This window comes from Schaalia naturae, assembly GCF_042665795.1.
GTDB lineage: Bacteria > Actinomycetota > Actinomycetes > Actinomycetales > Actinomycetaceae > Pauljensenia > Pauljensenia naturae.
Map to the genome: position 1 here is coordinate 1464628 of NZ_JBHTEF010000001.1, position 12403 is coordinate 1477030.

The following is a 12403-nucleotide window of genomic DNA, read 5'->3' on the forward strand; positions in this document are numbered from 1 at the left end:
TACGGGCCGCGGCGGGAGTCGTCCTCGCCCCCGCGGCCGGGCCCGTCCTCTAGGGTTCCCCTGTGACGACGCGACAGGGACGAGGGCGAGGCCGGGACGCCCACCGGGACGATGCCGCGGAGGCGCAGCGAACCGTCGACTCGGGCACGGCCTCCCTGTGGTGGGACGGGCCGCGCGCGACCCTGTTCCTCGACGGCGTCGAGTCCTCCTGCGTGGATGTCGACCATCCCGGCCAGCTCGAGTTCGAGTACATGCAGCAGATGACGCAGGCCCTGAGCGCCTGGTTGCCCGAACCCGCCCCGGTGCGCGCCCTGCACCTGGGGGCGGCCGCCTGCGCCCTGCCCTGGGCCTGGGACGTTCGACGGCCCGGTTCCCGTCAGGTCGCCGTCGAGGTCGACGCCGCGCTGGCCGTCGCCGTCCGCGAATGGTTCCCCCTGCCGCGAAGCCCTCGCCTGCGCATCCGGGTGGGGGACGGTCGCGGCGTGCTGGAGGCCGCCCGCGAGGGCTCCTGCGACGTCGTCGTGCGCGACGCTTTCGACCACGGCAGGGTGCCCGGCTCCCTCCTCACCGCCGGAGCGGTGCGCGCGGCGGCGCGGGCGCTGCGTCCCGGCGGCCTTTACCTGGCCAATGCCGTCCATGGCGGCCCGCGCGACGCGCGCCCCGACGTGGCAGCCGTCTGCTCGGTCCTTCCGGGCGCCTGCGCCGTGTGGGATCCGAAGGTCGGGCGGGCCGCCCGTCAGGGCAATGTCGTCATCGTCGCCCAGAAGCCGGATCCCTCGTGGGAACCCGGCGCCGGGGCGCACCCGGATCCGGGTCGGGCGGGTCCTCCCCGGATGGACCCCGAGGAGCTGGACCGGCTCCTGCGCCGACTGCCCCTGCCCGCGCGCGCCGTCCGGGGTCCCGCCCTGGAGCGCTGGCTGGCTGGTGCCCGACCGCGCGAGGACGCGCCGACGGGCCCAGGCCCGGGGCTCACACCACCCGGCCTGCCCGGCGCCGGATGAGGGTGGCGGAGACGGCGACGCCGACGACGCCGACCGCCCAGGCCAACGCCTGGACGGCCATCGCGAGCCGGAAGTCGGGCCAGGCGTAGGCGCGGTCCGCCGACCCGCGGTCCAGAAGCCATCCGATCAGCTGGACGCTCAGCAGCGCGGCCGCGAAGCCTCCCATGTTCGTCGCGCCCGTCGCGGTGCCCAGCCGATGCGGCTCGACGCCCTGGCGCACGAAGTCGAACCCGATGGAGGACGCGCAGCCCGACGCGGCCAGCACGACGACCAGGACCGGCGCCGCCCATGCGGGAGCGGGAGCGGCCGGCGCCAGGACCGCGCTCCAGGCCACGGCGACCGCGCCGGCGACGCCGAGCACGCCGGGAACACGCCCGCGGGGGTGGCGCGCGGTGAGCTGGCCGACCAGCGGCCCCAGGACGATGCCCGCCGCCGTGTTGGCCACGAGTACGGCGGAGGCCTGCGCCTTCGTCATCCCCATGCCCAGCGTCATGAACGGCACGCCCCACAGCAGCGTGAACACCGTCGAGGGGCCGGCCCCGCTCCAGTGCGTGAAGAACCCCAGCCATGTCCAGGGGGAGGACAGCACCCGGCGCACGGTGAGGAGCACCGGCTCCCTCGTCCTCGCGCGGGCGGCGCCGTCCCCGGCCGCCTCCGGGGCGGGCGCGTCACGGACCAGCGCCCCGACGGCCATCGCCGCGGCGAGGCCCAGTCCCGCCATGATCGCGAAGGCCGCGGACCAGCCCGCCCGGTGGAGCACCCAGACGAAGGGGACCGCCGAGATCACCTGCCCGAGCAGGCCGATGATGGAGGTGAGCTGCGTGAACAGGGGAATGCGGAAGGGGGAGAACCAGGAGGGCAGCAGGCGCAGCACGGAGACGAAGGCCGTCGCGTCCCCGATCCCCAGCAGGACGCGGGCGGACAGGGCGGCGGGCAGGCCGGTGGCCAGGGCCATCCCGGTCTGGGCCACGGCCACGAGCACGGCGCCGGTGGCCAGCAGCCGGCGCGCACCCCACCGGTCCAGGGCGATGCCGACCGGGATCTGGGCCGCGGCATAGACCCCGATCTGCAGGGTGGAGAAGGAGGCGAGGACGCCGGCCGACATCGAGAAACGGTCCATCGCCTCGACGCCGGCCACGCCCAGGGAGGTGCGGGCCGCCACGGCGCAGACGTAGGCCGTCATCGCGCCCAGCCAGACCGCCAGCGCCCGCGACGCCGGCGCGGGGCGCGCAGGTGCGGCGCTCACCGGGCGCGCCGCCCGCGCGCCGCCTGCTCAGGGCTGCTCGGACCCCGTCTGGTCCCATGGGTTCTCGGCGCGGTGCCGGGCACGACGCAACCCGTCGGAGCCTGCGCCGCCGAGGCGCCGCAGCACGTCCTCGATCGTCTCGGGGCGGCGAGGCTCCGTCCCGGCGGGCTCGCGGCGGGGCTCCTCCATCGCCGTCCCGCCGCCCGTGCGGGCGCCGTCCTCCGTCTGCCCCTGGCTCGCCTCGCTCGTCTGATCACCGTCAGACTCTCGCTCACGTCGGTCCCGGTTCGCAAGGTAGGCCTCGATGACGTCGCCGATGTCCTCCGGTGAGGACCCGTCCCAGGCGTCCTCGGGCAGCGTCGGGGCCGACCCCGCGTCGTCGCCGCCCTCGAGGGCGTCGAAGTGGTGCTCCAGGGCCTCCACGGTGCGCGTGACCTCCGCGTTGCCCTCGATGAGGGAGGCGACCTGCTCCATCTCCTCGGCGGCCCCGCGTTCCAGGTCGCCGACCGGCAGCGACAGGTCCGCGTAGTCGGACAGGCGGGTGAGCAGGGCGGACGCGGCGCGCGGATACGAGTTCTCCGCCATGTAGTAGGGGACGGCCGCGATGAGGGTCGCGCCCTCGATCCCCTCGCCCGCGAGCCGGTCCTGGAGGTAGCCCGACACGGGCGCGGGGAACTGCATGGTGCCCGGCATCTGCGGCTGATCCGGGATCAGCGAGTCGTCCGTGGCCTGGACGTGGACCGGGGTCGGGCGCGTGTGCGGCACGCCGGCCGGGATGCCGTACAGGGAGAAGCTGATCTCGACGCCGGCCGCCCGCGCCAGGGCCGTCACCGCGTCGCCGAAGGACTCCCACCGCGCATCGGGCTCGGGGCCGTGCAGCAGCAGGATGGGATGCCCCATGTCGTCGTGGATGAGGTCCAGCGCGATCTCGGGCATCTCGATGTCCGTCGTCACCCATTTCTCCACGGACATGACCGGCCGGTGGGAGCGGTAGTCGATCAGCAGGTCGGAGTCGAAGGTCGCGACGCGCTGGGAGCCTAGCGAGCGCATCATCTGCTCGATCGCCAGGCCGCCCGCCGCGCCCGCGTCCATCGCGCCGTCGAAGTGCGTGACCAGGATCGGGGCGTGGGCGCCCGAGGCGGGCCCCTCGCGGTACAACCCGACTCCCCGTCCTGTCCGTGCCGTGTTGCCCATCACGCGCCTCCTCCCTGTCGCCCCGCATGTCGCTGTCTGCGGGGACTGCCGTCCCCGATGCCCACGGTACCCGGCGGGCGCACCCGCGGCGAGGCCTGGCCCGCGGATTGCGCCACGGGTGGAATCGGGCGGTCCCCCGTCCGACCGGAACGTCCGTCCTGGAACGCGCGGCGCGCGGCACGGCCGCGATGGGGCAGAATAGTGGACCGGTTTTCCGGTGAGGAAGGGTGCGATCGCGTGGACGAGGAGCGGAGCGCAGGCTTCGGGGACCAGGTGCGGATCGAGCAGGAGATCGTCGACCGGGTGTACGCCCGGCTCGACGGCATCCGCGAGGGGTACCGATCGAGCCTGCGCGAGGTCAACGCCTCCCATGGCGTGGGCACCGGGCAGGGCGACCGCGAGCGTGACGTCATCGCCTCCCACTTCGGGGAGCTGATCGAGCGCTTGGGGCTGGTGGAGGAGCGCCTGGTCTTCGGGCGCCTCGACCCGCGCGAGGGCGGATCCCGCTACATCGGCCGCATCGGGATCTCGGACGAGGACGGGGCGCCGTTGCTCATCGACTGGAGGGCGCCGGCCGGACGCGCCTTCTACCAGGCGACCGCCGCACATCCGGAGGGCATCGCCAGGCGCCGCCACATCGCCACGCGACGCCGGGTGGTCACCGGGCTGGAGGACGAGTTGCTCGACACCGACTCGGCCCGCGAGCAGGGGCTGGAACTGCAGGGCGAGGGCGCGCTCATGTCGGCGCTGTCCCAGGCCCGCGAGGGGCGCATGACGGACATCGTCTCCACGATCCAGGCGGAGCAGGACCGCGTCATCCGCGCCCCCGGGCGCGGGCTCCTGGTCGTCGAGGGCGGGCCCGGGACCGGCAAGACGGCGGTGGCCCTCCATCGCGCGGCGTTCCTGCTCTACGCGGAGCGCGAACGCCTGGAGCGCTCCGGTGTCCTCATCGTCGGCCCCTCGCGCGTCTTCCTCCGCTACATCGAGCAGGTCCTCCCCTCCCTGGGCGAGTCCGGCGTGGTGGCGACGACGCTCGGCGACCTCGTCCCGGGGGTCCACGCGGGCGCGGTCGACCCCGAGGACGTCGACCGGGCGAAGGGGGATCCCGCCTGGGCGGGGGTCCTCGCCGCCGCCGTGCGCGACCTCGAGCGCCTCCCGGACCGCGACCAGGTGCTCGACATCGGGGGGCACCCGGTCACCCTGGCGGTCTCCGACGTCGCTGCGGCCCGCACGCGGGCGCGCCGCAGCGGGAAGCCGCACAACGTCGCCCGGGAGTCCTTCGCCCTGGGCCTCGTGGACCTCCTCGCCCAGCGGGTGCTCACGGAGGCCGCAGACGAGGACGACGCCGCCCAGGTCCAGCGCGATCCCGAGGAGCTCCAACTGTGGCGCCAGGAGGTCCGCGAGTCCGTGGATGCGCGCCGCGCGATCAACCTCGCGTGGATGCCGACCTCGGGAACGGCCCTGCTCGAGCGCCTCTACGCGCGCCCGGACCGTCTGGCCCGGCTCAATGCCTCGGCGTCCCCGCGGCTGTCCGCGGAGCAGCTCGCCCTGGTCGCGCGCCCGAAGGGGGCGCCGCTCACGGTCTCCGACATCCCTCTGGTCGACGAGCTGGAGGAGCTGCTCGGCCCCTCGGCGGCGGTGGGCGCCCGCGAGGCTGCCGAGCGCGCCCGGCGTCGGGACCTCGAGCTCGGGCGCGCGCAGGCGACGCTGGAGGACATGGGGCTCGAGGACAGCCCCGTCACCGCCGACGCGCTGGCCGCCACCGTCGAGGAGGCGGGGACGGTGGCGCCCCTGGCCGAACGCGCCGCGGCCGACCGGTCGTGGACCTATGGCCACATCATCGTCGACGAGGCCCAGGAGCTCTCCCCCATGGCCTGGCGCGCGCTGCTGCGCCGGTGCCCCTCTCTCAGCCTCACGGTCGTCGGGGACCTCGATCAGCGTCGCGGACATCGCCGTCCGCGCACGTGGCGTGCGGCGCTGGGCCCCGCCGCGCGGGCGCTCGCCGATGAGAAGGTGCTCTCGATCTCCTACCGCACCCCGGCCACCCTCATCAAGCTGGCGGAGCGCACGATGGCGGACGTCGGGGATCCCGTGCGCCACCCCGTCCGGGCCGTGCGCGACGTCCCCGACGCCTACGCGCTCACCCGGGTGCCCGGGGGCGTTCGCGAGGCGGCGCCCCGCGAGAAGGACCCGATGTGGGGGCACGTCCAGCGCGTCCTCTCCGAGGAGACCCGACGCCTCGACGCCACGGCGGGCACGGGACGGGGGCGCCTGGCGGTCGTCGTCGCCACGCGGCGCGCCGGCGCCTGGGGGGCCGACTCGGTCGGCTACTCGGGTCTGGACCAGCGGGTGTCGCTGCTGTCCGCGGTGAGCGTCAAGGGCCTCGAGTTCGACGACGTGATCCTCATCGAGCCCTCCGAGATCCTCGAGGACGGCACCGGCGACCTCTTCGTGGCGATGACCCGGTCCACCCGGCGCCTCCACGTGGTGGCCGCCGGGGCACTCCCCTCGGCGATGGACACGGCCGATCCTCAGATCCGGGCTCTGGCACGATGAGACCATGACGCGCGCACTGCTCCTGGAGAACCCGCATCCGGATGCCGATCGCATCCTGGCCTCCCGGGGGATCGAGGTGACGCGGGTCCGCGGCGCCCTCGACGAGGATGAGCTGATCGGCGCCCTGGACGGCGTCGATGTCCTGGGGATCCGCTCGAAGACGCGTGTCACGGCCCGCGTCCTCGACGCCCGCCCTCATCTCGCCGCCATCGGCGCCTTCTGCATCGGGACGAACCAGATCGACCTGGCGGCGGCGACCCGGCACGGCATCGCCGCGTTCAACGCCCCCTACTCGAACACCCGCTCCGTCGTGGAGCTGGCCGTCGGGGAGATCATCGACCTCACCCGGCGCGTGACGGTGAAGAACTCGCGGATGCACCGCGGAGTGTGGGACAAGTCCGCGGAGGGATCCCACGAGGTCCGCGGGCACACCCTGGGGATCATCGGCTACGGGAACATCGGCACCCAGCTGTCGGTGCTGGCCGAGGCCCTGGGCCTCAACGTCATCTACTTCGACACCGTGGAGCGGCTCTCGCTGGGCAACGCGACCCAGATGCCGACCATGGAGTCCGTGCTGCGCGAGGCGGACATCGTCTCCATCCATGTCGACGGGTCGTCCCGCAACACGAACCTTTTCGGGGATCGCGAGTTCTCGCAGATGAAGAAGGGAGCGCTGTTCATCAACCTGTCCCGCGGGTTCGTCGTGGACATTACGGCCCTGTACGACCACCTGGTCTCCGGGCATCTGGGCGGAGCCGCGATCGACGTGTTCCCCGAGGAGCCGCGGGCCAACGGGGAAGCCTTCGAGTCCCCTCTCACCGGGCTGGACAATGTGATCCTCACCCCCCACATCGGGGGTTCCACGGAGGAGGCCCAGCTCGACATCGGCCGGTTCGTGTCCACGAAGCTCGCCGACTACCTTGACACGGGATCCACGGAGATGAGCGTGAACCTGCCGGACCTGCAGCTGCGGCCCTCTGCCTCCAGCCGCTACCGCATCCGCCTCATCCATCGCAACACCCCCGGCGTGCTCGCCCTGGTCAACCAGACCTTCGCCGAGTCCGGCGCGAACATCGACGGTCAGATCCTCTCCACGGCTGGCGGCATCGGCTATGCGATCACGGACATCTCCTCCGAGCTCCCGATGGAGGCCCTCGAGGCGATCTCGACGATGCCCGACACCGTCCGCCTGACCGTCACCCCGCTGTGAGCCGCCGCCGCGGCCCGGCGGGGGACGTCCTCGCGCCCCGGGCGAACGCAGGAGAGCGACCTACGCTACCGTAGGATTCCGTCACCACGCGTCACGAGGCTGGAGGTCAGATGTCCCTCACGGATGAGCTGCGCGCCGGGTACGCGCCCGGTGTTCCCTTCACCGTCAACGTCACGGACCAGCGGGTCCCGGATCTTCTTGAGGACTCGGCCCGTCGCCACCCCGATCGCGCTGCCCTGGACTTCTTCTCCCGCACGACCTCCTACCGGCAGCTGGCGGACCAGGTCCGGCGCGGTGCCGCGCTGCTGGCCCAGGCGGGGGTGCGTCCCGGCGATCGCGTGGCGCTGGTCATGCCGAACTGCCCGCAGCACGTCACCGCCGTCTTCTCCGCCATGATGCTGGGCGCCATCGCTGTCGAGCACAACCCCCTGGCCCCCGCGCGGGAGCTCGAAGCCGAGTTCCGCCGTCACGGCGCGCGCGTGGTCGTGGCCTGGGAGAACTCGGTGGAGAAGCTCGGCTTCCTGGACCCCGGGGTGGTGGTCTTCGGGGTGTCCCTGGCCGACGCCCTCCCCCTGGCCTCCCGCGCCCTGCTCCGCCTGCCCCTGCCCGCCGCCCGGCGCCGTCGCGCCGACCTGTCGGCGCCGACGCCTCCGGAAGTGCGCTCCTGGGACCACGGCGTCGCCCGAGCGTCCCGGTGGGAGGGCAGCTGCCCGGCCGGACCCGACGACCCTGCCCTGCTCATCCACACGGGCGGCACAACGGGCGTGCCCAAAGCGGCGACCCTCACCCACCGCAACCTGTGCGCCAATGTCGCCCAGGACATCGCGTGGGTGCCCGAGCTCCACGAGGCCGCAGAGGTCTTCGACTGCGCCCTCCCCCTGTTCCACGCCTTCGGCTTCGGGATCTCGATGCTCGCCGGGATCCGCCTGGCCGCCACCATCGCCCTCTTCCCGAAGTTCGACGTCGCCATGGTCCTCACCTCCCAGAAGCGTCTGCCGTGCACGTTCTTCGTCGGGGTCCCCCCGATGCTGGAGCGCCTCCTGGCCGGCGCCGATGAACTGGGCGCCGACCTCACCTCCATGCGCTACACGCTCTCGGGGGCCATGGCCCTGGACCGCGACCTGGCTCGCCGCTGGGAGAAGGCCTCGGAGGGGCTCATCATCGAGGGATACGGGATGACGGAGGCCTCGCCCGTCATCGTCGGCAATCCCGTGTCGCCCGAGCGCCGCCCCGGAGCCCTGGGAGTGCCCTTCCCCTCCACCGAGGTCCGCCTCGTCGACCCCGAGGATCCGTCCCGCGACGTCGCTCCCGGCGAGGTCGGCGAGTTGATCGCCCGCGGGCCCCAGGTCTTCTCCGGCTACTGGGACAGCCCCGAGGAGACGGCCGAGGCCCTGCGCGACGGCTGGCTGCGCACCGGTGACCTGGCCCGCGTCGACGACGGGTTCCTCGTCATGGCCGACCGCCGCAAGGAGATGATCAACGCCCAGGGCTTCAACGTCTATCCCAGCCAGGTCGAGGACGCTGTCCGTTCGATGCCGGGGGTGCGCGACATCGCCGTGGTCGGCGTCCCCGCCGGCGCCTCCGGCGAGAGCGTCGTGGCCGCCATCGTCCTGGAAGCCGGCGCGTCGGTCACCCTGGAGGACGTGCGCACCTGGGCGGAGAAGTCCCTCGCCCACTATGCGCTCCCCCGTCAGATCGTGGTGATGAAGGAACTGCCGCGCAGCCAGATCGGCAAGGTCATGCGCCGCCGCGTGCGCGAGGAGATCCTGGGCGTCCAGGAGCGGGTCGCCGGCCTCGCCGACCAGGCCCAGATCGCCGTCAACGCGGTGGCCGCCGAGGCCGCCGAACGCCTCAAGGGGCTGCGGGACCTCCGCGAGCAGTCAGAGCGCGGCCCCTCCCCCTCCGGCACGACGGGATCGGACGCCGCCGGCTCCGAGAGCGACCGGGGCGACGGGACCGCGGACTGAAGATGGGGCCGATGTCATCCGTCAAGCAGCGTGGGCTCCTCGGGGGCCGCGGCCGTCCGCCGCGGGCGGCGGCGCGCCTGGCGCGCCCCCGGAGCCTTCGAGTCCCCGTCGGGAGCCGGGTCCGGCGCGTCCCGGCGCCCTCGGAGCTCCGCGATGGCGGCCTCGAAGTCGTCGAGGGTCTTGAAGCCGCGGTACACCGAGGCGAAACGCAGATAGGCGATCTGATCGAGGTCTGAGAGGTAGGGCAGGATCGCCTTGCCGACCTCCTCCGAGGACACGATGGACACGCCGCTGGCGCGCAGCGTCTCCTCGACCTGCTGGGCGAGGAGGGCGAGATCCTGTTCCGACACCGGCCTCCCCTGACAGGCCCGGCGCACCCCGTTGACGACCTTGTCCCGGGAGAAGGGCTCGATGACCCCGGAGCGCTTGACCACCTGGAACAACGAGGTCTCCAGCGTGGTGAACCGTCTCTTGCAGGCCGTGCACTCACGGCGACGGCGGATGGAGGCGCCGTCGTCCGCGATCCGGGTGTCGACGACGCGGGAATCCGCGTTGTGGCAGTAGGGGCAGTGCACGTGGGCCTCCAGGGGTTGACCGCCCCAACGGTACGTTTCGACCTGCCCACGTGCAACACTGGCCACAGGGGCCACGGGCTCATTCCACCGGCAGCGTGACCTCCTGACCGGCGGAGAGTCCCCTGTCGAGGTCGTTGAGCCGCTCGATGTCGTGGACGACCTCGTCGAGGGGACGGTCGGAGCCCAGCTGCGCGGCCAGGCCCCACACGGACTCCCCCGCGCTCACCGAGTGCGTGAACGTCGGTCCGGCATACGGGTCCGGCTGGGCCGCAATGCCGGCGGCCACGGCGACGCCTGTCGCGGCGACCACCGCCGCCATCCCCGTCACGATGCGCAGAACGGGGGAGCGACGGCCCGCCGCCTCCCGCGCGCCCGCCCCCACGCGGACGGACGCCCCGCCCGCCGGACGGCGCTGGGCGGCGGGATCCTCGGCGAGGACCGCCTCGCGCCGACGCGCGGCCGAGGGCGCCGTGGAGATGTCGCGCACGTCGGCCAACGGGGCGTCGGGAACCGCCCGGAGACGACGCGGACGCGGGGCGCGCGCCGGCGCGCCTCCGGATGCCATGATCAGAGCGCTCATTGCTGTCTCCTTGCCACTCAGTCGCACACACGTTCGTCGAACACCTGTACGATATCGCCATCTGGGGCCCGTTGTCGAGACCCGCTCGAACATGTGTTTCACATCGGCGGGTTCGTCGCCTAGCCTGAGACCAGTGGAACAGCACCCATGTGCATCTGCGGACGCGGCCCCTCGCGCCGGCGGCGTTCCCCGGGCGACAGGAGGAGACCACGATGAGCGACCGTCCGCCGCTCTCGGCACGCCAGCAGCAGATCCTCGAGCTGGTCCGCGCCAGCGTCGGGGAGCACGGCTACCCGCCCTCGGTGCGCGAGATCGCCGACGCCGTCGGCCTGGCGTCGCCCTCGACCGTCAAGCACCACCTCGACTCCCTCGAGAAAGCGGGCTACCTCCAGCGCGTCCCGGGCCGGCCCCGCGCCCTGGAGGTCACTCCCGCGGCGCCCGCCGCCCCCGAGGCGCGTCCCGCCTCGACCGTGACCACCATCGAGCTGCCGGTCGCCCTCGCCGAGGGCGAGGGCGCGGCCGCCGTGCCCCTCGTCGGACGCATCGCCGCGGGAGCCCCCATCACGGCCGAGCAGTACGTCGAGGACGTCTTCGAACTCCCCACGCGCCTGACGGGACGCGGAACGCTGTTCATGCTCGAGGTCCACGGCGACTCCATGGTGGAGGCCGGCATCCTCGACGGTGACTACGTGGTCGTGCGGTCCCAGCCCACGGCCGAGGACTCCGAGATCGTCGCCGCCATGATCGACGGCGAGGCCACCGTCAAGGTCCTCTCCCGTGCCGACGGGCACGTCTGGCTCCTGCCGCGCAACGCGGGCTACTCCCCCATCCCCGGCGATGAGGCCGTCATCCTCGGCCGGGTGGTCACCGTCCTGCGATCCCTGTGACGGTGGAGCCTGTTCCTCCCCGCGATCCGGCGCCGCCCTCGTCGATCCCGTCGGGATGGACGAGGGCGGCGCCGTCGGTGCGGGCGCGGCTCCTCAGAAGCCCAGGTCGCGCGCGACCTGGCGGAGGCGCTGGGCGGAGGCGGTGAGCCCGTCGCGCTCGGCCAGCGTCAGCGGCGGGTTGAGAACGCGACCGGCCCCCGGGCGGCCGACGATCGTCGGCGCCGCCATGCAGACGTCGGAGATGCCCTCCCAGTCCTCCAGCAGGGTGGAGATCGTCAGCACGCGGGACTCGTCGCGCAACACGGCGCCGGCGATGTTCGACGCCGCCAAGCCGATCGCGTAGTTCGTCGCGCCCTTGCCCTCGATGATCTTGTAGGCGGACTGGATGACCTCCTGGGCGATCTCCGACCGCAGCTCGGCGTCGAAGAGCCGCCCGGACAGGGTCGGGCCCCAGTGGCGGACGGGGACGTTGCCGATCTCGGCCGAGGACCACAGGGCGACCTCGGAGTCGCCGTGCTCGCCGGCGACATAGGCGTGGATGTTCTGGGTGGCGACCCCCGTCTGCAGTGAGACCAGGTAGCGCAGGCGCGAGGTGTCCAGGACCGTCCCCGACCCGAACACCTGGTTGCGCGGCAGGCCGGTCAGCTTGAGGGCGACGTAGGTGACGACGTCAACCGGGTTCGTGATGAACATGAAGCGCGCATCGGGCGCGACCCTCTGCAGGCTCGGGACGATGTTCCTCATGAGGGCGACGGTCGACTCGGCGAGTTCCAGACGGCTCTGGCCCGGCTTCTGCTTGGCGCCCGCCGTGACGATGACCAGGTCGGCCCCGGAGACGATCTCGACGTCGTCCGATCCCTCGACGGAGCCGGTGGGGGTGAACTGGATGCCGTGGGCGATGTCGAGGGCCTCGGCCTCGACCTTCGCCTTGTTGATGTCCTGCAGGACGATGCTGCGGGCGTCCCCCCTCATCGCACAGGCGTAGGCCACCGCCGTTCCCACGGCGCCCGCCCCGATGATCGCGATCTTCGATGGGTGGCCCGCCGATGTGGCGGGGTAGAGACTCTTCGCATGTGACTCCGGCACGATGTCCTCCTAGATGTGGGCTTGTGCTCTGGCCGATGCCCCCATCTTTCCAGACGGGCGGCCGACGGACGAGGTGCTTCGGTCCCTGCCTGCCCGCCCCC

10 protein-coding genes are annotated in these 12403 nt (G+C 73.0%); 5 read left to right on the forward strand and 5 right to left on the reverse strand.

The window, feature by feature from the left end:
- Window positions 1–62: 62 nt before the first annotated feature.
- Window positions 63–1001 carry a spermidine synthase gene (locus ACFQWG_RS06465; protein WP_380973343.1) on the forward strand — a complete coding sequence of 313 codons (939 nt, stop codon included), beginning with the start codon at window positions 63–65 and terminating at the stop codon, window positions 999–1001.
- Here ACFQWG_RS06465 and ACFQWG_RS06470 read toward each other — a convergent pair.
- Together ACFQWG_RS06470 and ACFQWG_RS06475 are read right to left on the reverse strand one after the other, a co-directional pair.
- Complete coding sequence (locus ACFQWG_RS06470; RefSeq protein ID WP_380973346.1) at window positions 970–2247, reverse strand: MFS transporter; 1278 nt, start codon at window positions 2245–2247, stop codon at window positions 970–972. The genes ACFQWG_RS06465 and ACFQWG_RS06470 overlap by 32 nt on opposite strands.
- A 27-nt stretch (window positions 2248–2274) precedes the next feature.
- Window positions 2275–3441, reverse strand: coding sequence for a PAC2 family protein (locus ACFQWG_RS06475; protein WP_380973348.1), 1167 nt, complete (start codon window positions 3439–3441; stop codon window positions 2275–2277).
- Between the two features lie 237 nt (window positions 3442–3678).
- Between ACFQWG_RS06475 and ACFQWG_RS06480 the strand changes: the two genes are divergently transcribed.
- The 3 genes from ACFQWG_RS06480 (at window position 3679) to ACFQWG_RS06490 (ending at window position 9174) form a co-directional block, all read left to right on the forward strand.
- A complete protein-coding gene (locus ACFQWG_RS06480; RefSeq protein WP_380973351.1) occupies window positions 3679–5997 on the forward strand; it encodes a HelD family protein in 2319 nt (772 codons plus the stop codon).
- 4 nt (window positions 5998–6001) lie between these two features.
- A complete protein-coding gene (gene serA, locus ACFQWG_RS06485) occupies window positions 6002–7207 on the forward strand; it encodes a phosphoglycerate dehydrogenase (protein ID WP_380973353.1) in 1206 nt (401 codons plus the stop codon).
- 110 nt (window positions 7208–7317) lie between these two features.
- Entirely contained in the window at window positions 7318–9174 is a 1857-nt protein-coding gene (locus ACFQWG_RS06490; protein WP_380973356.1) for an AMP-binding protein, read from the forward strand.
- A gap of 14 nt (window positions 9175–9188) precedes the next feature.
- Here the strand turns inward: ACFQWG_RS06490 and nrdR are convergent, their stop codons facing one another.
- Both nrdR and ACFQWG_RS06500 read right to left on the reverse strand, forming a co-directional pair.
- Window positions 9189–9824: a transcriptional regulator NrdR gene (gene nrdR, locus ACFQWG_RS06495; protein WP_449329131.1), complete on the reverse strand. Its 636-nt coding sequence runs from the start codon at window positions 9822–9824 to the stop codon at window positions 9189–9191.
- Between the two features lie 4 nt (window positions 9825–9828).
- The gene (locus tag ACFQWG_RS06500) at window positions 9829–10329 is read right to left on the reverse strand and encodes a LysM peptidoglycan-binding domain-containing protein (protein ID WP_380973359.1); all 501 of its coding nucleotides are present in this window, start codon (window positions 10327–10329) and stop codon (window positions 9829–9831) included.
- Window positions 10330–10541: 212 nt separating this feature from the next.
- On the opposite strand from ACFQWG_RS06500, the gene lexA reads away from it, so the two are divergent.
- Window positions 10542–11216, forward strand: coding sequence for a transcriptional repressor LexA (gene lexA / locus ACFQWG_RS06505; protein WP_380973362.1), 675 nt, complete (start codon window positions 10542–10544; stop codon window positions 11214–11216).
- Between the two features lie 93 nt (window positions 11217–11309).
- Here the strand turns inward: lexA and ACFQWG_RS06510 are convergent, their stop codons facing one another.
- A complete protein-coding gene (locus ACFQWG_RS06510) occupies window positions 11310–12302 on the reverse strand; it encodes an L-lactate dehydrogenase (RefSeq protein WP_380973365.1) in 993 nt (330 codons plus the stop codon).
- Between the last annotated feature and the right edge of the window lie 101 nt (window positions 12303–12403).

What these genes read in the sequence shown, in the direction of transcription:
- ACFQWG_RS06475 (WP_380973348.1), bottom strand. Translation starts at nt 3,441, where the DNA reads ATGGGCAACACGGCACGGACAGGACGGGGAGTCGGGTTGTACCGCGAG.
- serA (WP_380973353.1), top strand. Translation starts at nt 6,002, where the DNA reads ATGACGCGCGCACTGCTCCTGGAGAACCCGCATCCGGATGCCGATCGC.
- ACFQWG_RS06490 (WP_380973356.1), top strand. Translation starts at nt 7,318, where the DNA reads ATGTCCCTCACGGATGAGCTGCGCGCCGGGTACGCGCCCGGTGTTCCC.
- ACFQWG_RS06500 (WP_380973359.1), bottom strand. Translation starts at nt 10,329, where the DNA reads ATGAGCGCTCTGATCATGGCATCCGGAGGCGCGCCGGCGCGCGCCCCG.
- lexA (WP_380973362.1), top strand. Translation starts at nt 10,542, where the DNA reads ATGAGCGACCGTCCGCCGCTCTCGGCACGCCAGCAGCAGATCCTCGAG.